The following is a 22080-nucleotide window of genomic DNA, read 5'->3' as shown; positions in this document are numbered from 1 at the left end:
TCAGGCGTCGCGGAGCGGTTCGTGGGCCCGGTCCTTGACGGTGCTCACCGCGGCCAGCGTGCCGAGTGCGGTGATCACCGCATAGAACGCCGGCATGTAGATGTTGTTGGTTTCCGCAATCAGCCAGGTCATCAGCAGCGGGGCGGTTCCGCCAAAGAGGGCCGAGGAGATGTTGTAGCCCAGGCCGTAGGCGGAGTAGCGGACCCGGGTGGGGAAGAGCTCCACGATCAGGATGTGGATGACTGCCGTGTGGCCGGCGAAGACGATGGCCATGACGGATGCGCCAAGGATGGCCAGGCCCATGTTGCCGGTGGCAATGAGCGCGTAGGACGGGATGCCCAGGATGGCCATGGCGATGGCCGAGCCCGCGATGACCTTCTTGCGGCCCACACGGTCGGACAGGGCACCCATGAAGGGGATGGCGATGCAGATGACCACCAGGCTGCAGGCGGTGACCAGCAGGGCCTGGCCGATGGTGAAGTTCAGCTGCTTGCCCTTGAGGAAGGTGGGCATGTAGGAGAACAGCACGTAGTAGCCCGAGCCGTTCATCAGCGGGATGAAGAGCGCAAGCAGCATGGCGCGGCGGTGCTCGGCGGACTTGAAGGCTTCCTTGAGCGGGTTCTTGGACAGCCCGCCTTCTTCCTTGAGCTTCACGAAGTTGGGGGTGTCGCTGATGGCCTTGCGGATGTACCAGCCGATGACGCCCATGGGGATGGCCACCAGGAATGGGATGCGCCATGCGAAAGCGCCGAACCCGCCGCCGTCGATCGCTGCCTGGGTGAGCCACGGAGACATGGAGTAGGCCACAAGGGTGCCCGTGAGCAGGGCCGCGAAGGAGGCAATCTGGGCGTAGGAGGTGATGACTCCACGCTTGCCTTCGGGGGCGTGTTCGGCCAGGAAGGTCATGGCGCCGGCAGCCTCGCCGCCAACGGAGAAGCCCTGGAGCAACCGGAGCAGCACCAGCAGGACGGGAGCCGCGATGCCGATCGCGGCGTAGTTGGGCAGCAGGCCGATGCCGGCGGTGGCCACGCTGATCAGGAGGATCACGAAGACCAGCAGCTTTTGCCGGCCGATCCGGTCCCCCAGGTAGCCGCAGACGACAGCACCGAGCGGGCGGACGAAGAAGGACACGGCGTAGCCGGCGAAGACGAACAACAGGGCGTTAGCCGGGTTGCCCGGTGCCAGGAACACCAGGGCCAGGGTTCCGGCCATGAAGGCGAAAATGCCGTTGTCGTAGAGCTCCACGAAGATGCCGACGCAGCCGGCGGTGACGACCTTGCGGGCCTGCTTCGCAGTCAAACGGTCATGCTGCGGTGATACCGCATGTGTTGATGTTGACATCTTGGTTTCCTTTAGGAGTTCTGGAAAAGCATTCACGGTGATCAGGCTCCTGACGCTGGGCTGAGTTCATGCCAGCGTTCCCCTGCACCGATGCCGAGCAGTCCGAAGACCGTTTGGATGGTGCTCCGGAGCCTGTCCAGTTCAAGGCAGGCTGCCCGGTGCAGGGCCGTTGCTTCCGCCACGGTGGTCTTTCGAAAGGTGATGGTGTGTCCGGGCCTGGCCTGCGCCAGGACATCCAGGGAGCGGCTCGTGACCACGCCCAGGACCGGGTAACCCGCCGTCACGCCGCGTCCCCGGTGCAGGACCAGCAGCTCCTCCCGGGACGGGACCTCGATGGCCCCGACGGGAACGCCGCGGGAGAGCACTTCGGTTGTGTGCTGCCGTTCGGGCAGGGAACCACCGAGCCGGAGCCCGATGTGGTTGCTGCGGGGACTCACCGTGTACTGCGAGGTGAACAGCAGGTCTGCCGTATCTCCGAATTCCGCCACGTCAGGCCCATCGGTAACATCGATGACCGGGTGCGTGGTGAACGCTGGCTTGGTCAGGCCGAGCCGGAACAGCGGCAGGCCGAAGTGGGGTTGGGTGATGGGGGCAGTGGTCTTCCCCGTTTCGAGCCGGAGGCCCTCCATCAGCTTCAGACCGAAGCCCACCACTGTGTCCGGGGCACAGCTGCCGAGCAGCGTGGGGACCGGGAAGGATCCGTGGACTGCAATGTAGGCACGCAGCCCGGTCCTGATGCCGCGGACGGCCACGGTTTCGCCGGCGCGGACGGAGATGGGTTCCCACTGCGGACAGTCGCGGCCGTCCACGGTGAGGTCCAGGGGTGCCCCGGTAACGGCAACCAGGAGGTCCGTGGTGGCGCGCATCCGGAAGTCGAGGGCGGTCAGTTCCAGCAGCGGATCATTGTCCGCGTTGCCGGCCAGGATGTTTGCGGCCTTGGCTGAGAATTGGTCCAGGGCGCCGTTGACGGGCAACCCGTACCCGGGGCCTTTGGTCCGCCCCAGGTCCGTGACCACGGAATGTCCGGGCTGCAGGATGAGCAGTGCCCCGGTCATGGCCGTGGCTCCAGGAACTGTCCGGCGAGCGGGCCAAAGTCTTCTTCAGGGATCCGGTAGAAACGCAGTTCGTCTCCGGGAACGTAGGGCACCAGCGGTTCGCGGGTTGCGTCCAGGACCGTCAGGGGCGTCTGCCCGATGACGCACCAGCCGCCCGGCGCTGCTGCCGGGGCGATCACAGCCTGGCGGCCGGCGACGGACACGGCACCGGCGGGGACGGACAACCGCGGGTCCTTGAGCCTGGGCACAGGGACCGGGAAGTCAGGCCCATCCATCATGGGCGAGCCGGCCGGCGCTCCGAGGCACCGGATGACATAGGTCTTTGCGGTATGCCTGGCGATGACGTCCTCAACGTCCAGTCCTTGGTGCTGTGCCACCCGTTCCAGGTCGGGCCCGTAGCTGCCGCCGTACACCACGGGCACCTCGAAGCGGCGCGGTTCCCGCAGTGTGCTGCCGGTGAAATCCAGTTGGCGCATGCCCAGGAGGACGAACGCGCGGACCTGCCGCGCGGAGGTGAGGCAGGGATCGAATTCGACCAGGACCGAGTCGTAGGTGGGAACGGCGCCGTGGATACCTTCGACGCCGGCTGTTGCCAGCCAGCCTGCCAGGGAGTGGACGCTGGCCCAGTTGGCTTCCGCGTCACCCGACCGCGCCACCACGCGCAGTGCGGCGTCGCCCGACTCGAAAATGTCCAACACTGTTGGGGTTGCTGTTGTTGCGGTGGCCATGGTCAGGAAACCTTTTGCTTTGCGGCGAGCACCTGGGCAAGCGGGGCGATGGTGACGCCTGCGGCGACCAGTTCAGCGCGGATCAGGCGGGCCAGTTCGACGGCGCCGGGGTTGTCGCCGTGCAGCAGTACGGTGTCTGCGGAGATGGGGATGTCGCTGCCGGACGCGGTCTGGATGAATCCTTCGCAGACCATCCGGACGGTCCGCTCGACGATGGCGGCGGGATCGTGGATGACGGCGCCGGGCTGGCTGCGCGGCACCAGGGTGCCATCCTCCTGGTAGGCGCGGTCCGCGATGCCCACAATTGCTACCGGCAGCCCGCGTTCAGCTGCGGCGTTGGCCAGCTCGCCGTCCTGGGCGAGCACGATCAGGCCGGGATCCACGCGGACAGCCGCGTCAGCCACGGCCTGGGCGTAGTCGGCCCTGGTGGCGACGAGGTTTCCGAGCCGGCCGTGGGGGGCCAGATGGGAGACGGATGCGCCGTGGTAGGCGGCGAAGGCGGTGAGCGCTCCGAGCTGGTAGACGACGTCGTTGCGGACCTCCTCGGCGGTGAGGTCCATGGCCCGGCGGCCGAAGCCGCGAAGATCCGGGAAGCTGGGGTGCGCACCGATGCCCACTCCCTTGCGGACGCATTCGGTCACGGTGGCATTCATGATGTCCGGGTCGCCGGCATGGAATCCGCAGGCGATGTTGGCGCTGGACACAATGTCCAGCAGGGCTTTGTCGTCACCGATCGAGTAGGCACCAAAACCTTCACCAAGATCCGCTACGAGATCAACTGTGGGCATTGCGGGCCTTCCTCTGCTGGATAATTCGGTTGTAGATGAGTGTGGCATTGGGATTTCTGCCGTACAAAGACGTAATCCGCGTCATGGGATAGGGAATTTTTATGATCCCCATCCGCCGGATGGGAGCTGACCCAAAGAATGTACTTTTCGCTTGTTTCGTGAATGTAAAGGAAATGTGGCCAATTTCGTCATGCCTTGATTATGCAAAATGCATATGCGGTCATCGGAAGCGGTTATGGCCGAATCGGGGATAGAATGTTCTGGTCATTGAAAAGTCATCTGCAATTAACCTATGCCCGAGACGGGGATCACACAAAGACGTAACTCCTGTCCCGCCATAGCGCTAACGTATGACCCCCAGATGCTGTGCCGTCCCGTTGAAAGAGGAGCGCTATGGACACCCGGAAGCTGGCGTACTTCGTGAAGATCGTGGACTCGGGAAGCATCACCAAGGCCGCCGCTGCCCTGCATGTGGCGCAGCCGGCGCTAAGCCAGCAGGTGTCCGCCCTCGAAAATGAACTGAAGCAGCGGCTCCTGATCCGCAGCAAGCAGGGGGTGGAGCCCACCGCCGCCGGCCATACCCTGTACCGGCATGCCCAGACCATCCTCCGGCTGGTGGAGCAGGCCAGGGTTGATGTGGCGGCCTCCGGAGCTGCGCCGTCGGGCCGCGTGTCCATCGCCATCGCCCCCTACAGCATGGCCTCCAGCCTCACTCCGCGGATCATCAGCGAAGTGGGCCGCCGCTACCCGGACATCGTCCTCCACCTGACCGAGATCTACGGCGGCGTGCTCAGCGAAGCCATCAAGAACGGGCGCCTGGACATGGCGCTCATCTATGAGCCCGGGCCCATCCGCGGGGTGCAGTTCACCACCTTGATCGTGGAGGACCTGTACTTGATCGTGAACCCGCGCCGGGAACTGCCGGTAGCCGCGGACGCGGAAACCATCACCCTGGAAGAGGCAGCCGCCATGGGTCTTTTCCTGCCGGAACAGATCCACACCCTGCGGCAGGTGGTGCAGGCGGGCATCGAAAGCAAGGGCATGAAACTCAAGCTGGTGGGCGAAGTGGAATCGGTACCCTCCCTCACCAGGCTGCTGCGCACGGACCTCGGGGCGACCATCCTGCCCAAGTCGGCGGCGGATGCCCTGTTCCACGAGGAGGACTTCCGGGTCCTGCGGATCGTCGATCCCGCGCTGCAGTGCAAGATCGCCCTGTGCACCCCCGACCACGAGCCGCTGTCCGAGGCCGGATCCGCGGTCCTGCTGGTCCTGAAGGAAATGCTCCAGGAAATGCTGCGCAGCAAATACCCGCCACTTCCCGCGACCAGCCTGCCCGCATCATAAGGGCGGCTTATCAGGGCACTTTTGTTTTGTCTTATTCAGCCAGTTCCCCAAGTTCTAGGATAAAAGCCATAAAGGTCCGCTGAAACAGCGTTTACCCTGGCACATAATTCCCTGGAGCCCGCAATGAAAAAGATCGCCACCTTGCAGTACCGGAAAGCATCGGAAAGAAGAATCGATGTGAAGGCCGGCACCGGTTCGCACTGCCCCACCAACGGATTCTGGCGGCCGGAGGACGGACCATCCACTGAGCCGGTGTTCGTGTTCGAGGGAAGCATCATGCCGCCAGGCAAGCGCGGCTCCACCATGTGGTACCTGGACGACTCCCAGGCGGGTCCGCCCGCCTACCTCCTGCCCGGCATGAACTAACCCGGCATCAACTAACCAGGCATGAACTAACCAGGCATGAACCAGGCAACACCCCGGCCGCAGGAAACCGCGAGCAGGAGGCCCGGCGTTCCGAAAGGAACCCGGGCCTCCTGGTTTATCCATCCATTGCCGAGTACCTGCCGTTTAGGGGACTCATAACGGCAGGTACCCGGCAATCGATACCGATAATGCTGGGCTACAGGGCCAGCTCCAGTTCGGCGTCCTCCACGAGCAGGCCCTTGGCCTTCAGGACGTCCGTCAGCTTGCACAGCTCAATGGTGGTGCCGCCTTCCTTGTAGCGGCGGATGAGGTCGTCCTCGGCGTCGACGCGGGCCTGGGACAGCCGGATGACTTCCTCGATTTCGTCCTTTCGAACCACCACGACGCCGTCGGCATCGCCCAGGAGGACGTCGCCCGGGTAGACAATCTCGTCGCCAAAGACCAGCGGGTGGTTGATGGGGCCGATGGTTTCCTTCACGGTCCCCTTGATGCAGACGCTGCCGGAGAAGACCGGCAATCCAAGTTCGATGAGGTCCTTGGTGTCCCGGACACCCGAATCGGTCACCATCCCGGCCAGGCCTTTCGCCTTCATGGCATTGCCGAGCACGTCACCGAACGTCCCGGCTTCCTCGTACTCCCCGGCGGAGACCAGGACAACGTCGCCCTTTTGTGCGTAGTGGATGGCGACCTGGAGCATCAGGTTGTCCCGCGGGGCACAGACCACAGTGACGGCCGGGCCGCAGAAGGACATGCTCCGGTCGATGGGCTTGATCCTGGAGCTCAGGGCGCCCCTGCGGCCCTGCGCTTCGTGGACGGTGGCGGAGGAGAACCTGGAGAGGCGCTGGATGGCGTCTTCGGAGGGCCTGTCGAATTTGGTTTTGACGTGGATCATGGGATCGCTCCTGTACATGGAAGGGTGGAATCAGTAGTGGGTTTCGGCAGCAGGGATCAGGCGAGTGCCTGGACAGCTTTCTCAATCGCAGCGATTGATTCCTTGATCACCGGCAGCCCGGTGGCATAGGAAATCCGGAAGTAGGGGCTCAGTCCGTAGGCCGACCCCTGGATAACGGCCACGGAGGCCGCCTCGAGCAGGTAAAGGGTGAAGTCCTCGTCGCTGGTGATCCGCTTGCCTTCCGGTGTGGACTTGCCGATGACACCGCTGCAGTTGACGTACGCGTAAAAGGCGCCGTCCGGCGTCGAACACTGCAGGCCGTCGATCGCATTGAGGCCGGCGGCTGCCGCATCCCGCCGTTCGCGGTACACCTCCACGCTGTCGCGGACGAATGACTGATCGCCGCTGAGTGCCGCGGCGGCGGCAGCCTGGCTGATGGACGACGGGCAGGAAGACATCTGGGACTGCAGCTTGTTGATGGCCGCCACCAGGGGCGCCGGCCCGCCGGCGTACCCCAGGCGCCACCCCGTCATCGCGTACGCCTTGGAGACGCCGTTGGTGACAAGCACGCGGTCTTTGAGCTCGGGTGCCACGGCCACAAGGCTGGTGATCGGCTCTTCGCCGAAGTGGATTTCGTCATAGATCTCATCGGTGAGGATGTAGACGGACGGGTGGTCCCTGAGGACGGCGGCCAGGCCGGCCAACTCCTGCCGGGAATAGACCGCTCCGGTGGGGTTGGAGGGAGTGTTGAGGATGAGCCATTTGGTGCGCTCTGTCAGGGACTCCGCCAGGGCCGCGGGGGTGAGCTTGAACCCGGTTTCCTCGCCGCAGGGCACGATCACGGGGACGCCCTCGTTGGCCAGCACCATGTCCGGGTAGGAAACCCAGTACGGGGCCGGGATGACCACCTCATCGCCCTGGTCCAGGGAAGCCATGAAAGCGGTGAAGATGACCTGCTTGCCCCCGCCGCCAATGGTGATTTCGGCCGGCGTGTACGGCTGGCCGGTTTTGCGTTCCAGCGTCTGCAGGATGGCCTTCTGGAGTTCGGGGGTACCGGTAACAGACGTGTATTTGGTTTCACCGCGGCCGATGGCGGTGATGGCTGCGTCCTTGATGTGCTGTGGGGTATCGAAATCCGGCTCCCCCACCGTTAGGTCCAGGATCGTGCGGCCCTCGGCCTTGAGCTCCCGGACACGTGCGGCGGCCGCAACGCTCGGCGAGGATTTGATGCGGGTTACACGGGATGCGGGGACGAATTCAGGCATGTTCTCTTCCAGGTGTTCCGGGGGACGAGTGCGGTTCATTCGAGCCTAGGGAGGGGAGGGCCGGCTTGGATAAGACCTAAAGTGCGTGGACGGATAAGCGGCCCTTATGACACGGGCAGCCAGAAGTTCCGCCTATTGCGCCACGTACTTTTGGTATTGCCTGGCGGTCCTTGATGCGGCGTAACGTGCAGTGGACAAGGGCCCGCATAAGGAACGACGGCGGCCCGCCCTTGGGAAAACGGCTATGGAAGAAGGGGCAGTGGTGGCCGGGAGGCAGACAGACAAGCGCGTGCTTCCGCTTTCAGGAGGCAACGGGACCGGCAAGGCAGCCCCTCGGGCCTACCGGTACCGGGGCCCCGCCAAACCGGATCCTGCCGCCGCCCGGGCACGGGAAGTCCTGGCCCTGCTGGCCGGGCAACGGAAGACGATCGCCCTGCGCTCCAGCCGGATCCGTGCCCTCGTCAACGAGTTGCATGACCGCATTGGCCAGGCCGTCTGCGACGGCGTGAAGGTTGCCGCGGTGGCGCAGGTGTCCGGGATGCCTCCGGCCGCGGTTCGAACGAGTGCCCGGACGCGCGATGACCTGTACCCGTCGGGTCAAACGCCTCCCGAGCATCTTTGCCTCATCGAGGCGCTGGCAGCCGAGTTGAGGGCTGTCGAAAGCGCGCGCAACTCGGTTGAGCAAAAGCGTACCGAGGTCCTTGCCCTCGCCAGGAAGTCCCGGCTGCTGGACGACTACCAGCTTGCCTGCGCCAGCGGCCTGAAGCATGAAGAAATCCGCAAGATGACAAGGGGCGTTGGCTGCGGCGCGGCCTGACGTGACTGCCCTTGACAGGCCTGGCCGGCCAGCTCTAAATTCAAGAGAGTTATTTTTAGAGCGAGGCTCCAATGTCCAGTGAAATACAAGTGCGGTTCCCCTCCCGCGCAACTGCCTCCCCCGTCGGGCCCCTCCGGAGTTGGGCGGCATGAGATGGACTGGCAAGGTTGGGGGCTCTTCGGCCTCCTGGCAACTGCCCTCCTGACGCTCATCATGATTGCGGCTCAGATGGCCGGGCTGACCCGGCTGGACCTGCCGCTGGTGCTGGGCACCCTGGTGACGCCCGATCCTGACCGGGCCCGTGTTGCCGGCTTCTTCATCCATCTCGCGGCGGGCCAGGTCTTCGCCCTGGGTTATGTGGCAGCCTTCGCCCTCCTGGGCAGGGCCACCTGGTGGATCGGCGCGCTGTTGGGCCTGCTCCACGTGGGGGTGGCCCTGACGGTGATCCTGCCGCTGCTGCCCGGCGTGCATCCAAGGATGGCATCCACGCGGGCGGGCCCCGCCAGCACGGCAGTGCTGGAACCCCCGGGCCTGCTGGGCCTGAACTACGGCATCCAAACCCCGGCCGTGGCGATCCTCGCCCATGTCGCGTACGGCGCCGTGCTTGGCCTCCTCCTGAGGGCACTGTGAGGGCGGGGGGCACCGTGAAACTGAGTGCACTGTGAAGCTGAGTGCACTGTGAAGCTGGGGGCATTGTGAAGCTGGGGGCATTGTGAAAACCGCACCCGGGCCGAAGGGACCTGCCGCACCTGGTAGGCAGTCCGCCGTCGGGCCCTTCCCCGCGGAGGCCTGGCAGCCCGCGCCGATCGCCGACTACGGCCTGCTCGGGGATACCCGGACTGCGGCCCTGGTCTCGTCCATCGGTTCAGTGGATTGGATGTGCGCCCCCACGTTCGACGGCGAGCCGATCTTCGGAGCGCTGCTGGGCGGACGAAAGGCCGGGCAGTTCGTGGCCGGTCCTGCCGGAGCCGCGCACCTGCTAAGCCGGCGCTACCGCGGCAACACCGCCACGCTCGAAACAGCGTGGTCCTCCGGCGGTGGGCAGTTGACCTTGACTGAGGCCATGGTTGCTGAAGTATCCGGCACGCTCCTGCCCGCCACGCTCTTTGTCCGGCGGCTCAGCGCCAAGGGTGCTCCGGTAGCCGCCGTCGTCCGCTTCACCCCACGACTGGGCGAGACCCACCGCCGGCCACGGGTCAGCAGGCGCGGCCGGGACCTGGTGTGCGAGTGGGGCCCGCTTGCGGTGTCGCTCGGCTTCAGTGCGGGGTGCCCGCTGCCGCGGGGCGAACAGCAAACGGTGGTGGTGCGCCCCGGCCGGCCCGTGACACTTGTCCTCACCGTCGCCTATGGCGAACCGCTCATCCATGTGGATCCGGAAGCGGCCTGGGATCTGGTGTGCAGTGACGAGCGGCGGTGGGAGGACTGGGCCGGGGAGGTGGACGCGGCCATCCCCTTCCACGCACAGGTGCTGCGGAGCCTGCTCACGCTGCGGCTGCTGACATACTCTCCTTCAGGCGCACCGGTGGCGGCACCCACCACGTCATTGCCGGAGAACCCCGGCGGCATACGGAACTGGGATTACCGGTTCGCGTGGCCCCGCGATGCCAGCATCGGCGTGGCCGCGTTCCTGCATGCGGGAAAGACGAATGAAGCCCTGGGCTTCCTGGGGTGGCTGCTGCATGCCAGCCGGCTCCAGCGGCCCCGGCTCCCGGCCCTGCTCACGCTGTCCGGTGGCCGGGTGCCGCGTGAGCGCGTGCTGCGCGGGTGGCCTGGATATGCAGGAAGCGTGCCGGTGCGGACCGGCAATGGCGCGGCCGGGCAGCATCAGCTCGACGGGTATGGCTGGGTGCTGGACGCAGCCTGGGTGCTCGTTGAGGGTGGCCATCGGCTGTATTCGGAAACGTGGCGGGCCATGCGCGGGTTCGCGGACCTGGTGGCGGACACCTGGTCTGCGCCGGACGCCGGGATCTGGGAGATCCGTGCTGACGCCGCCCACCACGTCCACTCCAAACTCATGGCCTGGCTCGCCCTCGACAGGGCGTTGCGGATCGGCGCCACGCACCGCCTGTCCAGCCGGCAGCGCCGGCGCTGGCAGTGCGCACTGGACCGGCTTGGGACGGAGATCCGGAGCAAGGGAGTGGACCCGGCCCGGAACTGCTACACCCGGGCCTACGGGTCCACTGACCTGGACGCCGCCCTGCTGGTGCTTCCCTTGATCGGGCTGGAGGACCCCGCGTCCCCAGTGGTCCGGACAACCATTGACGAAGTCTGGAAGGAACTGGGTGCCGGCGGCCCCCTCCTGTACCGATACCCGCCCGGGCAGGACGGGCTGGAAGGCGGTGAGGGCGCCTTCCTGCCCTGCTCATTCTGGCTGGTGCAGGCATTGGCCATGACCGGCAGGACCAGCGAGGCGCTGGCAACCTTCGGCGCGCTCCTGGACCTGGCATCACCGCTGGGCCTCTTCAGCGAAGAAGTGGATCCTGCCTCGGGCGCCTTCCTGGGCAACTACCCGCAATGCCTTACCCACGCCGCGATGGTCCAGGCCGCCCTGGCACTACGTGATAACGCCGTAACATAAGCCCAGGACGGGCTGGGCCATGGGCGCGTGCCGCCCGCCGCAGCCGGTCCCCGCCCAACCTGGCCCGGGAATTTGTTGCCCGCGTCCGGCGTTGTCGATCTGTCCAGAACAATCTGGACATCAGCAGCTGGACAGGAGAACACACTACATGTCAGTTGACTACGACGCTCCGCGGGTGACACCCGAGGAAGAGCCGAACGTCGCGCTGGAGGAGCTGAAGTCCGACAAGTCCGGGCGCCGGGAGGCTGCTCCCGACATGGACGAAACGGACCTGGCGGACAGCTTCGAGCTGCCCGGCGCGGACCTCTCCAACGAGGAACTCCAAATCCAGGTAGTTCCCGTGCAGTCAGACGAATTCACCTGTATGTCCTGCTTCCTGGTCCACCACCGCAGCCAGTTGGCCCGGGAGAAGGATGGCAAGAAGTACTGCAAGGAATGTGAGGGCTAGCCGGGGACGACGGCCGGCCGCATTGGGGTTTCAACCATTGGAATCCACGCTCGTGGTCCGAGCGATGGGCAGCCATGATGTAGGTCACGCTCCGGCAAAGGCCGGCCCACTGGAAAGAAGGAAACCATGTCCCTCAGCGTTGAGGAAATGAACAAGCAGCTCCCGGCGGCCAACGTGCTGCCCGGAGAGGCAGTCCCGTATTACATGGCATCGGGCGAGGGCGCACGCTACGAAATCAACGGACAGCTGGTGACCGTCATCGCCCGCGCCGCCGATACGGGCGGCATCTTCAGCGCCGCCTACATCTCCGGCGGCATGGGGGCCGAGTCCCCCTTTGTCAGCCACAACATCGAGCACAAGACCCTCTACGTCTTCGACGGGATCCTGCACGTCTGGCTGCCAGGCGAGAGCAGGATCCTCACCCCCGGCGACTCGGTGGTCATCCCGCCGAACACCCCGCACGCCTACCGGATGGCCAGCCATTACACCCGCTTCCTGAACTGGATGACGCCCGGCGGCGGCGAAAAGTACTACGAGCGCGTGGGCACGCCCATCGATTCCCACGTCCCGCCGGTCCGCTCCGGGCACCAGGCCGGCCTGCAGGAGCAGGCCGAGGTGGGTGCCGAGTTCGGCATCACCTTCCCGGACGTGGAGCGCGTGGCACCGTCGTTCAAGCACGACGCCGACCTCCCGCCCGCCCTGAGCCCCTACTTCCTGAGTGCCGGGGAGGGTGAGCGGCTGGTCAGCTACCAGACCATGTTCACCTACCTGTCCCGGCCCGCCAACACCGGTTCGAACTACTTCGCCGTGCACACCAAGGGCGCCAAGTCCCCCTACATTCCGCTGCACTTCCACTCAGAGCACACGGAAAACTTCCTCTGCACGGAGGGCCGGATGTGGCTGTACGCCAACGGCCGCGAGATGCTCCTGACCAAGGGCGACTTTGTCCACGCACCGGCCGGGACCGTCCATTCGTTCGCGTTTGATGCCCACAATACGCAGATGGTGGGCTTCCTGACGCCATCCGTGTTCAACGGGTTCTTCGAGTACTTCAACCAGCCCACCGAGGACTACATGTACATCGAAGGCGGCGAACCCTACATGGACATGGAAGGCTTTGGCCGCGCCCAGGCCGAGATGGACCTGACGGTGGTGGGGCCGCCGCCGCAGCGCCGCGCCGCCCTGGACATCCCGTAACCTGCCGCCCCAAAGAACGGCCCGTCAACATCTGTTGACGGGCCGTTCTTTTGTCAACTAATGTTGACGGCATGGAGGTGGACCGGATGAAGACGCTGGTGGGATCAATGGATGGAAAAGGACCCGCGGAGGCCCTGTACGCTGTGGCCGAACTGCAAAAAGAGGTGGGCCGGGCCGAGGCATCACTGGTCCGGCGCGCACGGCAGGCCGGCTTGTCCTGGGAAGCGATTGCCTTGTGCCTGGGCGTCAGCAAACAGGCCGTGCACCGCAAGTACGGGAAGCAGTAGGGCCGGACTTCCACATGGAAGCCCGGCCCTGCCGGGCTTGCTCAATCCATTGCTCCATAGGTGTCGTTTACGGCGTTTAAATCGACACTTATGGAGCAACCGATGGGTGCTGCTTGACCAGTTCGCGGCCGTAGTCGTTGCCGTTGGGGGTGCGGACCACGGTGTGCATGTGGAACGGGGCGGGCTCGTCGTTGCTGAGGAACACCCCGGTGTGGTGGTCGAGTTCCAGGACCGCTACGGGGCTCTGCAGGCGGAAGTAAAAGGCTTCCTCCCCTTCCCAGCCCCCGATCCAGCTGAAGAAAGACTCGCCGTAGTGCTCCTGGATTTCCCGCCGGCGCGCGGCGCGGGGCCCGTCCGGCAGGTAGGCGATGAAGTCCTCCACCACCGCGTCCAGCAGCTCCCGGGCCTCCGCCGGCATCTCGGCCACGAGGATCCCCTCGTAGGGGATCACCCGGTTGTCCTGGAAGCAGCCCCCAAGGTGCCGCTCGTCACCGGGGTGGAGGCGGCCCTCCGGCATCGCCGGGTCCACCATCAATGCGTAGACCGTGGCATCCGCCTGCAACGGGGCCGGCAGGGCGCCCATCAGCTGCCGGGCCAGGGCGATGCGCTCCTTGAACACCTGCACGCCCCGATTCGGGCCGGCGTCGATCATGTCCGGCTCGGCGCCCATGAACACGGGTGAGATCACCAGCTGTGTCCCAGCCGCCAGGCAGTTCAATGCCGCGTGGTGGCCAAAGAGCTGCCACCCCCACGGTTCGGTCTCGGACGGTTCGCCGTACAGCGCGAAGTTGTAGCTGAATTCGTTCATCAACAGCGGCAGCTCCACCAGGTCGCCCAGGAAGCCGTTGATCCGCATGAGGTTCCGGACCAACTCAAAACCGGCCGGGCTCAGGGACGCCTCCACCACGCCCAGGACCGCGTCGCGGACGGGCGGTTCCAGCTCGTCCAGGCGTAGCCCGGTGTCGTGCTGCATGAATTCGGGATTGGCCCAGCTTTGCCACTCGGGCGCATCCACGGCGTGGCTGAGCTTCCGGGTCTGGTCCGCAGTGACGGTACCGAGCAGCTTGCGGGCCGCGGCCACCATCTCCGCGGCGGGTGCCTCCTCCCCGGGCAGGGCCGGGGCCAGCGGGTACAGGCCTTCGCGGCGCACGCCGTCGCTGGTGATGCCGGTGAAAGGCTGCGGATACAGCTTCTGCCAGCCCTCGATCATGGGCCCGGCGAACGGGTCGGTCTTGGCTGCTTCGGCGTACTCGCGGGCGTTCAGGCCCCGGATGCCCGCCACGCGGGGGTGGTCCGGGGCAAACAGGTAATCACGGAATGACGGCGTCGACACGGGTGCTCCTGGTGTTTTCAAGGGAAGCTGCCTGTTCAAGGGAAACCGCCCGTTCGGGTGATGCGGTCAGCGGGACGCTTGCCCACCCCGCAGCGACGGGCAGCGCTGCGGCAGCCTCATCTGCGGAGTTGCCCCGCCACGCCACGTGCTGGTCCGGGCGGACCAGCACGGCGTTGGCGCCCCAAAGCCGGGAAAGGGGCGTGCCGTCGTCGGAACACCCGACGGCGGTGACGGTCGCCGGAATGCCCTGCCGTGCGGCAGCCGCCAGGACGGGGGCGAATGCCTCATCGGCGGGCACTCCGCCAAGCGTCCCGGCGTCGGCCAGCAGGGTGAAACCGGCCCCCAGGGAGCTGTAGAGGGAGGACGATCCGGCCAGCCAGGCATGCGGAAGCAGGGCGCCGGGAACCGCTGACGGGACGTAGCGGATGGGGTCCTCGGCGGGAAGGGGTGAACCGTCCGGCACCACCACGGGCGAGTCGCCGTAGGCGTAGCCCAGCACCAGGCCCAGCGAATCAAACTCACTCTGCTTCACGGCGAGCGCGTCGTGGGCAGCCCGGCGCGCAATCTCACCGACAGGGCCGGCGAGCGCAAGGTCCGGATCCGCAAAGTGGTAGGCCAGGGCCTTGCCGTTCTCCGCGGCGTCGCGGATGGTCCGCGCTGCCACCGGCCGGCGTTCATCCGCGTAGCTCGCCAGGAGGCCGGGGCCCGCCCAGCCATTGATGACCGCGGCGAGCTTCCAGGCCAGGTTGGCGGCGTCACCGATGCAGGTGTTGAAGCCGTGGCCGCCCCAGGGCGGGTTGAGGTGCGCTGCGTCGCCCACCAGGAAGACGTTCCCACGGCTGTACTCCGGGGCCAGCAGCATGCGGGCGGTCCAGGGATCGGTGGCCACCACCTCGACGTCAACGTCAACACCCACGAGCGAGCGGACCATCGCGGCAGCATCGCCGGCGGTGACGGTGATGGCAGGATCCACGCCCTGGACAATCGCCCACCACGTGTCTGCAAGGTCCATGGGCCCCACCATCCCCGAGGTTTCCGACCCCACCACCCAGTACTGCACGGCGGGATCCAGCGAGACGGCGGAAGCCAGTGACTGCGAGCGGAACAGGATGCTGATGTTGGACAGCGCGGCGGAGCCGCCCTCCAGCCGGATGCCCAGGCTGCGGCGCACCGCGGAGGACCCGCCGTCGGCCCCGATCACATAGTCAGCGCGGATGGTGCGGCGGGCGCCGGAGGCATCAGTAACGGCGACGGCGTACGGCGCCGTGGCTGCCCCACCGTGGGGACCGGCGTCAGGAAGACCGCCGTCGGGAAGACCGCCGTCGGGAAGGCCGGCGTCGCCTGCTGCAATACCCGGCCCCCGGAGCTCCTGGACGGACCATCCGGTGACGAACGTGACCAGCGGGTTGTCCGCGACGGCGGCGCGGAGCACCTCCTCGAGCACCGGCTGCGGGACCTGCTGGCCGCACTCCGGCTGGGGCCCGTAGGTGCCCGGAACCAACTGGAAGGCGTTGCGGAACCGGCGCAGCTCATGCGCGGAAGGGCCGGTCAGCCCGGTGCAGAAGATGACGTCCTGGGCGTAATCCACCGGCAGCGGTGACGCTTTCCGGAGTGCATCGGCGAGACCCAGCCGGCGCAGGTGCGTCATGGTGCGGGCGTTGGTGGTCTTGGCCCGGGGCCGGGTGGGGTCCACGCTGGTCCGCGGGTCGATGACGGTGCTGGGGACGCCTCGGGACGCGAGGTCCAGGGCCAGGAACAGCCCGCTGGGGCCGCCGCCGGAAACCAGGACCCGCGCCTGCCCCGGGATGTCCGCGGCGTTGGCGTTCTGGAACGTGCTCATCAGGCGCGGCTCCGGAGGGAGGTATCGCCCACGGGCGTTGTGAGGGTGCCCAGCTTCTCGATCTCCACCTCGACGGTGTCGCCGGGCTGCAGCAGCCACTGCGGGGTGCGGGCGTACCCCACGCCTTCCGGGGTTCCCGTGGCAATGACATCGCCGGGGTGCAGCGTGAACGTCTGGCTGATGAGCGCGATGATGGCCGGGACGGAGAAGATCATGTCGCGGGTGTTGCCGTTTTGGGCTTCGATGCCGTTGACGCGGGTGCGGACCTGCAGCCCGTCGCGCAGGTCGCCTACTTCGTCCCGGCTCACCAGTGGACCCAGGGGGCCGCTGAAGTCGCCGTTCTTGCCCAGGGTCCACTGCGATGTGAGCTTCTGCGCCTTCCGGGACGTGATGTCGTTGAAGGTGGAGTAGCCAAAGACGGCGTCGGCAGCGGTTTCCTCGTCCGCGGACTCGACACGCCGGCCGATGTAGGCGGCCACTTCGCCCTCCCAGTCCAGCCCGGCCTCGCCCGCAGGGACGGGAACCGGGACGTCGCCCACGGACAGGGACGCCGTCCACCGGGCAAACAGGGTGGGGTATGGCGGCAGTTCCTGGTCCTTGAAGCTGCCTTCGGCCACGTGCGCCTTGTAGTTCAGGCCCACGCAGATGACCCGGGCGGAAGCAGGGACGAGCGGCACTTCGGTGATGCTGCCGCGCTCCAGCCAGGCGCCGGCGTCGGACGCGTCATGCTCCGCCGCGCCGGCCAGCAGGCTTGTTGCCTTGTCCTGCCAGCCCTCCGCGTCGGACCAGAAATCGGCGACGGCGGCGAGCGGGAGGATGCGGGAGCCCGCGAGCGCCGCTGCCCAGGGTTCGCCGTGGTGGGTGATGCCAATGAACTGCATGGAGGGGCCTTTCAGGTCTGTTCCGGGGGGCGTTGTGCCCGGAGGAGGTGGGGATGTCAGTGCTGCTTTGCCAGCCGGCAAAGGAAATCGATGGTGGCGGCGGTTGCCTGCCCGGCGGCCGCGCTGCTGCCGTCCGGCAGTTGCCACATATGGTCCGCGTCCTCCAGCAGGAGAAGTTCGACGGCGGCCCCGGCGCCTTCCAGCGCCTCGGCAAGGCTGGTGGACTGTTCCACGGGCACGAACCGGTCCGCCGTTCCGTGGATGAGGAGGAAGGGGGGCGCGTCCGGATGCACGTAGGTGAGGGGGCTGGCTGCCCTGGCCCTCTCCGGGGCGTCCGCCGGCTGGGCGCCGAGCAACAGCGACTCACGGGAGCCGGGATCATCCGCGCGGGCAACGGCGTCCGGCCTGGCCTGTTCTCCCATCCGTTCCAGGTCTGTCGGCGGGTACCAGGCGACGACGCCGGCAACATGGTCGTCCCCGTCGGCGTCGGGGGTGCCGGCGGGCTCAACGGATACTTTGCCGCCGGCGGTCAGGCCAAGGAGGGCGGCAAGGTGGCCGCCTGCCGAATCGCCCCAGGCATAGATCCGGCGCGGATCCACCCCGTACTCAGCGGCGTGGGTGCGGAGCCAGCGGACCGCTGCCTTGGCATCCAGCAGCTGGGCGGGAAACGTGGCAACGTCCGTCAGGCGGTAGTTGGCGGAGGCCACCACGAACCCGGCGTCCGCCAGCTGTTCGATGGGGCTTAGGCCGAAACCATCCACGCCGGGTCCCAGCGAGGACCGCTCCCCCGTCCGCCAGCCGCCCCCATGGTAGTGGATCACGGCAGGCCGGCCGCCCTGGTCCTGGGCGTCCGTGGGAGCACCGGGAACGTAGAGGTTCAGCAGCAGCGGGTCCGCGTTCTGTGGCCGGGCGAACCCGATCCCCCGATGGATCCGCAGTGCCGTCATCGTTGACTCCATGTGTGCCGCGCCGTTTCTGTCCTGTGTAGCCGGGAGCGGACCACTACCGGCGTCCGCCTTCATGGACTCAACTCTGGGCCATGGGCGGGGCCGGACGCGCTGCCGGTTTCACTGAATGAAACCCCTTTGGGAAGCATCAGTATGCCAACTGAAACAGCAAAAGCCAGGACTTGAACCTGACGCAGCGTCAGGTCCTACGGTGGGGATATGGATCATCTGGACGAACAATGCTGGAGCATTGGCGAGCTGGCGGCACTGACGGGCGTCACCGTCAGGGCACTGCACCACTACGACAGCATCGGGCTGCTCCGGGCAAGCGTCCGGACCACGGCAGGCCACCGCCGTTACACAAGGCAGGACCTTCAGCGCCTCTACAGCATCCGGACGTTGCGCAGCCTTGGTGTGCCGCTGGGCGGGATCGCCGCCGTGCTGGACCAGTCCGATGCGGGTTCGGAGTGCATCCGAAATCTCTTGCAGCGGCAGCTGGACGCCCTGGGAGTGCAGGCCCGGCAGCTGGAGCAGCTCCAGCGGACCATCCGGGAGCTGCTGGACCGCATCAACCACGACGGGGACGCAGCCCCCGCCTTATTCGTGACCGTATTGGAAGGCATGAGCATGTTTGAGAACTACTTCACGGAAGATCAGCGCCGGGAGCTCGCCGAGCGGCGCGCCCACCTGGGCCAGCAGGCCACGGAGGACGCACGGACCGAGTGGGCGGGCATGGTTAAGGAGGGCCTGCGCCAGGTCGACGCCGGGATCCCCGCCGACAGCCCCGAGGCCAGGGACCTGGTGCGCCGCTGGGACGAGCTGGGCTCCCGCTTCCACAGCAGCGAGGGCACCAAAGCGGCAGCCCGCGCCATGTGGAACGGAAACAGTGCCGAACTCAGCAAGGCCCTGCCATGGACTGCCCAGCAGATGCAGGCACTGGTGGCGCACCTGCAGGAAGCCCGCGACGCCTGATGACCCCTGGTCGGGAGCCCTTCAGCTCACCAGGACCTGGGTGGCGGACTCCTTCAACTTCCCGTTGGCCCACTTCATCTGGCGGATGGTCTGGGGATGGCATTTTTCGGCCAGGGCCAGGAGGTCTTTGTCCTTCATCCCCTGCGCGGCCTGGGCCAGCAGTTCCCAGTCGGCGGATACGCCGCAGGCCTTCAGGTACAGCTCCCGGAGGTCCCGCAGCAGCAGCATCCCGGTTTCCGGGCGCCGGCCCGCCAGCTCGCTGCCCTTCTCCCTCAGGGTTTCCATGAGGCCTGCCTCGCCGCGCGGCTCCGGATCCAGGTCCTGGCCGTAGTTCCCGCCGATCGCGGCGATATCCCGCACGTGCTGCTGGGACCAGCGCGCCAGGTCCCGGGCCAGGTGGTAGATCTCGTGGTCCACCTTGTGCCGCTCTGAGATGGTCAGCAGGTGGTGCGCCAGGTCGTTCTCCGAGCGGTGCATTTCCTCAAGGACAAGCCCGAACTTCATCGTACCCCTCCTGCCGTGTCCATGGCTTCGTCCGCCAGTGCGGAGGCGATTCCCTTGGTCCTGGCTTCTTCCGGGAAGTCGCCGACCGGGGCCGACGCAGTGGTGGTGGGCGCCGGGGACGGCTCCTCACCACCGGAAACCCGGGTAATGCGTGCCGCCGCCGTCTTGAAGATGGGCTGCTTGGAGGCGGCGTCCCAGTCCGTGATGGTCAGCTCGTTGGCTGCCCTGCCAGCCCCGTCCGGCTGGTGGCCGCCCTCGGTGTCCCAGTAGCCGTAGTGGAACGGCAGGAACAGGACGCCGTTCCGGATCCCGCTGATCCGCACCCGGGCACGGACTGAACCGCGCGGCGTCTCCACCTCCGCAACGTCCCCCTCGGCAATCCCGTACGCGCCGGCGTCGTCCGCTGACAACTCCACCCAGACGTCAGGTGCGGCCGCCTGCAGCTCCGGCGTCCTGCCCGTCTTGGTGCGGGTGTGGAACTGGTAGAGCGTGCGGCCTGTGATCAGCTGCAGCGGAAAGTCCTGGCTGGGCAACTCGTGTGGAGGCATGTACTCGGCGGCCTTGATGATGGCCTTGCCCTCCGGGTTGAGGGCCTTGTATTCGGACGGGTCCACTGGAGCGCCGGTGATCAGGTCCCGGCCGTAGGTCTCGCAATACTCGGGGTCTGCCCAGAACTTGCCGTCAGCGTAGATGCGTTCCGTGCCGTCAGGGTTCTCCTCGTTGCACGGCCACTGGATCCCGGAGCCGCCCCGCAGCTTGTCATAGGTGATGCCGGTGTAGTCGCAGGGGCGGCCGCGGGAGCATTCCTTCCACGCTTCGAAGGCGGACTCGGGATCGTGCCACTTGATCAGCGGCTGCCCGTCCTTGTCCTGCAGGCCCATCCGGTGGGCGTAGTCGATGAAGATGTCCAGGTCCGGCCGGGCCTCGCCGGGCGGATCCACCGCCTTCTCCGACAGGTGGACGGTGCGGTCCACGTTGGTGAAGGTGCCCGTCTTTTCGCCCCAGGTGGCGGCGGGCAGGACGACGTCGGCCAGCTGGGCAGTCTCGGACAGGAAGATGTCCTGCACAACCAGGAAGAGCCGGTCCTGCTCGAGGATGCTGCGCACGCGCGCCAGTTCGGGGAGGGAGACGGCCGGGTTGGTGCCGCTGACCCACAGCATCCGGATGGAGCCGTCCTCCGCGTACCGCATCATCTGCATGACATGCGTGGGCGGCGAGTAGTGCGGGATGGACATGGGGTCGACGTTCCAGACCCTGGCGAGGTCCTGGATATGGGCATCGTTGGACCAGTTGCGGAAGGCGGCCAGGTCGCCGTCGGCCCCGCATTCGCGGGTGTTCTCCGCGGTGGGCTGGCCGTTCATCTGCAGGATGCCGCAGCCGGGCTTGCCCAGCATGCCGCGGATGATGTTGATGTTATTGACCTGCACGGCGGCGGCAGTGGCCTGGTTGGACTGGTAGAAGCCCTGGAGCACGGTGGACAGCAGCCGCTCGGCGTGGCCGATGATGCCCGCGGCTTCGGAGATCTGCTCCGCCGGGACACCGCAAATCTCCGCAGCGAGCGCCGGCGGATAGTTCTTGACCTCTTTTTCCAGTTCCGGGTACCCCACCGTGTGGGCCTTGATGTACTCGTGGTCCACCCAACCATTGGCGATGATCTCGTGCAGGATGGCGTTCATCAGGGCCACGTTGGTGCCGGGCCGCGGGGCCAGGTGCAGGGTGGCGGCCCTGGCCACCGGGGTGGGGCGGGGGTCCACGCAGATGATCTTGGGCGGGTTGGGTCCGGCCAGGCGGTCCAGCATCCTGGTCCAGAGGACGGTCTGGGTTTCCGCCACGTTGTGCCCGTAGAGCGCGATCACGTCCGCGTGGTCCACGTCCGTGTAGGAGCCGGGCTGGCCGTCGCAGCCGAACGATTCCTTCAGCGCCTCCGCAGCCGTCGCCGTGCAGAGCCGGGTGTTTCCGTCCACATGGTTTGTGCCGATCCCGCCGTGGGCCAGCGTGCCCAGGGTGTAGTACTCCTCGGCGAAAAGCTGGCCGGTGGTGTAGAAGCCGATGGCGCTGGGGCCCTGCTCCGCCAGCAGCGCCTTTGACCGGTCCACCACGCGCTGCATGGCGGTGTCCCAGTCGGTTTCCACCAGCTTCCCGCCCTCGCGGATCAGCGGTTTGGTGAGCCTGTCGGGTGACGCGTTCGCCTGCCAGCCGTACAGGTCCTTTGGTCCCAGCCGGCCGTGGTTGACCCGGTCCGACGCCCGTCCGCGCACCCCGACAATCCGGTTGTCCTTAACGGCGATGTCCATGGCGTCACCGTTTGAGTGGAGCAGCGACGCCGTCTGGACCCACCTGTCCACGTCCTCCGGGGCCACCCCCTCGGCAAGGTAGGTGTCCACCCTGACCGGCCACTCACCGCCGCTGCCGTACGGCGTCCGTGTCCCCCATGGTTCGGCTATTCGGTCAATCCGCGCCATCTGTCCATCTCCTGTCCGGAACCGGCAGGCAACGT

General features: G+C 66.7%; 21 protein-coding genes. 9 read left to right on the top strand and 12 right to left on the bottom strand.

Translation table 11 applies throughout. The features are described 5' to 3' along the window. Genes Q9R31_RS19010 through Q9R31_RS18995 form a run of 4 tightly spaced genes read right to left on the bottom strand, consistent with a single transcriptional unit; the run spans position 1 to position 3912 of the window. Positions 1 to 1341 carry an MFS transporter gene (locus tag Q9R31_RS19010; RefSeq protein WP_311264272.1) on the bottom strand — a complete coding sequence of 447 codons (1341 nt, stop codon included), beginning with the start codon at positions 1339 to 1341 and terminating at the stop codon, positions 1 to 3. 41 nt (positions 1342 to 1382) lie between these two features. Further along, positions 1383 to 2396, bottom strand: coding sequence for an allophanate hydrolase (locus Q9R31_RS19005; protein WP_311264271.1), 1014 nt, complete (start codon positions 2394 to 2396; stop codon positions 1383 to 1385). Next, the gene (locus Q9R31_RS19000; protein ID WP_311264270.1) at positions 2393 to 3124 is read right to left on the bottom strand and encodes a carboxyltransferase domain-containing protein; all 732 of its coding nucleotides are present in this window, start codon (positions 3122 to 3124) and stop codon (positions 2393 to 2395) included. Before Q9R31_RS19000 ends, Q9R31_RS19005 begins: the two co-directional genes overlap by 4 nt. Positions 3125 to 3126: 2 nt before the next feature. Further along, positions 3127 to 3912: a 5-oxoprolinase subunit PxpA gene (locus Q9R31_RS18995; protein WP_311264269.1), complete on the bottom strand. Its 786-nt coding sequence runs from the start codon at positions 3910 to 3912 to the stop codon at positions 3127 to 3129. Positions 3913 to 4305: 393 nt separating this feature from the next. Here Q9R31_RS18995 and nac point away from each other — a divergent pair, with 393 nt between their 5' ends. Both nac and Q9R31_RS18985 read left to right on the top strand, forming a co-directional pair. After that, complete coding sequence (nac, locus tag Q9R31_RS18990; protein WP_311264268.1) at positions 4306 to 5256, top strand: nitrogen assimilation transcriptional regulator NAC; 951 nt, start codon at positions 4306 to 4308, stop codon at positions 5254 to 5256. Positions 5257 to 5379: 123 nt separating this feature from the next. Next, positions 5380 to 5622, top strand: coding sequence for a hypothetical protein (locus Q9R31_RS18985; RefSeq protein WP_311264267.1), 243 nt, complete (start codon positions 5380 to 5382; stop codon positions 5620 to 5622). A gap of 196 nt (positions 5623 to 5818) precedes the next feature. Here Q9R31_RS18985 and Q9R31_RS18980 read toward each other — a convergent pair whose 3' ends face one another. Together Q9R31_RS18980 and Q9R31_RS18975 are read right to left on the bottom strand one after the other, a co-directional pair. Continuing rightward, the gene (locus tag Q9R31_RS18980; RefSeq protein WP_311264266.1) at positions 5819 to 6514 is read right to left on the bottom strand and encodes a 4-carboxy-4-hydroxy-2-oxoadipate aldolase/oxaloacetate decarboxylase; all 696 of its coding nucleotides are present in this window, start codon (positions 6512 to 6514) and stop codon (positions 5819 to 5821) included. A gap of 56 nt (positions 6515 to 6570) precedes the next feature. Continuing rightward, positions 6571 to 7779: an aspartate transaminase gene (locus tag Q9R31_RS18975; protein ID WP_311264265.1), complete on the bottom strand. Its 1209-nt coding sequence runs from the start codon at positions 7777 to 7779 to the stop codon at positions 6571 to 6573. Positions 7780 to 8023: 244 nt separating this feature from the next. Here Q9R31_RS18975 and Q9R31_RS18970 point away from each other — a divergent pair, with 244 nt between their 5' ends. From Q9R31_RS18970 to Q9R31_RS18945, 6 genes are all read left to right on the top strand, one after another. Then, positions 8024 to 8596 (top strand): hypothetical protein, encoded by a 573-nt coding sequence (locus tag Q9R31_RS18970; RefSeq protein ID WP_311264264.1) that lies wholly within the window; start codon positions 8024 to 8026, stop codon positions 8594 to 8596. A gap of 153 nt (positions 8597 to 8749) precedes the next feature. Then, positions 8750 to 9226 carry a hypothetical protein gene (locus tag Q9R31_RS18965; RefSeq protein WP_311264263.1) on the top strand — a complete coding sequence of 159 codons (477 nt, stop codon included), beginning with the start codon at positions 8750 to 8752 and terminating at the stop codon, positions 9224 to 9226. Positions 9227 to 9308: 82 nt separating this feature from the next. After that, entirely contained in the window at positions 9309 to 11174 is a 1866-nt protein-coding gene (locus Q9R31_RS18960; RefSeq protein WP_311264262.1) for a glycoside hydrolase family 15 protein, read from the top strand. Between the two features lie 148 nt (positions 11175 to 11322). Continuing rightward, complete coding sequence (locus tag Q9R31_RS18955) at positions 11323 to 11622, top strand: DUF4193 domain-containing protein (protein WP_311264261.1); 300 nt, start codon at positions 11323 to 11325, stop codon at positions 11620 to 11622. 126 nt (positions 11623 to 11748) lie between these two features. After that, positions 11749 to 12819 carry a quercetin 2,3-dioxygenase gene (locus Q9R31_RS18950; protein WP_311264260.1) on the top strand — a complete coding sequence of 357 codons (1071 nt, stop codon included), beginning with the start codon at positions 11749 to 11751 and terminating at the stop codon, positions 12817 to 12819. A gap of 71 nt (positions 12820 to 12890) precedes the next feature. Further along, a complete protein-coding gene (locus Q9R31_RS18945) occupies positions 12891 to 13106 on the top strand; it encodes an AsnC family protein (protein ID WP_311264341.1) in 216 nt (71 codons plus the stop codon). Between the two features lie 88 nt (positions 13107 to 13194). On the opposite strand, the gene Q9R31_RS18940 is transcribed toward Q9R31_RS18945, so the two are convergent. From Q9R31_RS18940 to Q9R31_RS18925, 4 genes are read right to left on the bottom strand one after another with little or no spacing between them, the layout of a single operon-like run. Next, the gene (locus Q9R31_RS18940; protein ID WP_311264259.1) at positions 13195 to 14439 is read right to left on the bottom strand and encodes a DUF3500 domain-containing protein; all 1245 of its coding nucleotides are present in this window, start codon (positions 14437 to 14439) and stop codon (positions 13195 to 13197) included. After that, entirely contained in the window at positions 14417 to 16279 is a 1863-nt protein-coding gene (locus Q9R31_RS18935) for an FAD-dependent monooxygenase (protein WP_311264258.1), read from the bottom strand. The genes Q9R31_RS18940 and Q9R31_RS18935 overlap by 23 nt, the downstream gene beginning before the upstream one ends. Next, positions 16279 to 17160, bottom strand: a complete 882-nt coding sequence (locus Q9R31_RS18930; RefSeq protein ID WP_311264257.1) for a fumarylacetoacetate hydrolase family protein — start codon at positions 17158 to 17160, stop codon at positions 16279 to 16281. Before Q9R31_RS18930 ends, Q9R31_RS18935 begins: the two co-directional genes overlap by 1 nt. A gap of 56 nt (positions 17161 to 17216) precedes the next feature. Continuing rightward, positions 17217 to 18182 (bottom strand): alpha/beta hydrolase, encoded by a 966-nt coding sequence (locus Q9R31_RS18925; RefSeq protein WP_311264256.1) that lies wholly within the window; start codon positions 18180 to 18182, stop codon positions 17217 to 17219. Between the two features lie 144 nt (positions 18183 to 18326). Here Q9R31_RS18925 and Q9R31_RS18920 point away from each other — a divergent pair, with 144 nt between their 5' ends. After that, positions 18327 to 19079: a MerR family transcriptional regulator gene (locus Q9R31_RS18920; protein ID WP_311264255.1), complete on the top strand. Its 753-nt coding sequence runs from the start codon at positions 18327 to 18329 to the stop codon at positions 19077 to 19079. A gap of 21 nt (positions 19080 to 19100) precedes the next feature. Here Q9R31_RS18920 and Q9R31_RS18915 read toward each other — a convergent pair whose 3' ends face one another. Together Q9R31_RS18915 and Q9R31_RS18910 are read right to left on the bottom strand one after the other, a co-directional pair. After that, entirely contained in the window at positions 19101 to 19583 is a 483-nt protein-coding gene (locus Q9R31_RS18915; protein ID WP_311264254.1) for a hypothetical protein, read from the bottom strand. Further along, positions 19580 to 22045: a nitrate reductase gene (locus tag Q9R31_RS18910; protein ID WP_311264253.1), complete on the bottom strand. Its 2466-nt coding sequence runs from the start codon at positions 22043 to 22045 to the stop codon at positions 19580 to 19582. The genes Q9R31_RS18915 and Q9R31_RS18910 overlap by 4 nt, the downstream gene beginning before the upstream one ends. Between the last annotated feature and the right edge of the window lie 35 nt (positions 22046 to 22080).

Source organism: Pseudarthrobacter sp. BRE9 (genome assembly GCF_031844305.1).
Taxonomy (GTDB): domain Bacteria; phylum Actinomycetota; class Actinomycetes; order Actinomycetales; family Micrococcaceae; genus Arthrobacter.
Note: the sequence above shows the minus strand (reverse complement) of the source record. Positions and strands in the feature narration are given on the sequence as shown.

Coding starts and splice junctions, on each gene's coding strand:
- Q9R31_RS19010 (WP_311264272.1), bottom strand. CDS start 1,341: ATGTCAACATCAACACATGCGGTATCACCGCAGCATGACCGTTTGACT.
- Q9R31_RS19005 (WP_311264271.1), bottom strand. CDS start 2,396: ATGACCGGGGCACTGCTCATCCTGCAGCCCGGACATTCCGTGGTCACG.
- Q9R31_RS19000 (WP_311264270.1), bottom strand. CDS start 3,124: ATGGCCACCGCAACAACAGCAACCCCAACAGTGTTGGACATTTTCGAG.
- Q9R31_RS18995 (WP_311264269.1), bottom strand. CDS start 3,912: ATGCCCACAGTTGATCTCGTAGCGGATCTTGGTGAAGGTTTTGGTGCC.
- nac (WP_311264268.1), top strand. CDS start 4,306: ATGGACACCCGGAAGCTGGCGTACTTCGTGAAGATCGTGGACTCGGGA.
- Q9R31_RS18985 (WP_311264267.1), top strand. CDS start 5,380: ATGAAAAAGATCGCCACCTTGCAGTACCGGAAAGCATCGGAAAGAAGA.
- Q9R31_RS18980 (WP_311264266.1), bottom strand. CDS start 6,514: ATGATCCACGTCAAAACCAAATTCGACAGGCCCTCCGAAGACGCCATC.
- Q9R31_RS18975 (WP_311264265.1), bottom strand. CDS start 7,779: ATGCCTGAATTCGTCCCCGCATCCCGTGTAACCCGCATCAAATCCTCG.
- Q9R31_RS18970 (WP_311264264.1), top strand. CDS start 8,024: ATGGAAGAAGGGGCAGTGGTGGCCGGGAGGCAGACAGACAAGCGCGTG.
- Q9R31_RS18965 (WP_311264263.1), top strand. CDS start 8,750: ATGGACTGGCAAGGTTGGGGGCTCTTCGGCCTCCTGGCAACTGCCCTC.
- Q9R31_RS18955 (WP_311264261.1), top strand. CDS start 11,323: ATGTCAGTTGACTACGACGCTCCGCGGGTGACACCCGAGGAAGAGCCG.
- Q9R31_RS18950 (WP_311264260.1), top strand. CDS start 11,749: ATGTCCCTCAGCGTTGAGGAAATGAACAAGCAGCTCCCGGCGGCCAAC.
- Q9R31_RS18945 (WP_311264341.1), top strand. CDS start 12,891: ATGGAGGTGGACCGGATGAAGACGCTGGTGGGATCAATGGATGGAAAA.
- Q9R31_RS18935 (WP_311264258.1), bottom strand. CDS start 16,279: ATGAGCACGTTCCAGAACGCCAACGCCGCGGACATCCCGGGGCAGGCG.
- Q9R31_RS18930 (WP_311264257.1), bottom strand. CDS start 17,160: ATGCAGTTCATTGGCATCACCCACCACGGCGAACCCTGGGCAGCGGCG.
- Q9R31_RS18925 (WP_311264256.1), bottom strand. CDS start 18,182: ATGAAGGCGGACGCCGGTAGTGGTCCGCTCCCGGCTACACAGGACAGA.
- Q9R31_RS18920 (WP_311264255.1), top strand. CDS start 18,327: ATGGATCATCTGGACGAACAATGCTGGAGCATTGGCGAGCTGGCGGCA.
- Q9R31_RS18915 (WP_311264254.1), bottom strand. CDS start 19,583: ATGAAGTTCGGGCTTGTCCTTGAGGAAATGCACCGCTCGGAGAACGAC.
- Q9R31_RS18910 (WP_311264253.1), bottom strand. CDS start 22,045: ATGGCGCGGATTGACCGAATAGCCGAACCATGGGGGACACGGACGCCG.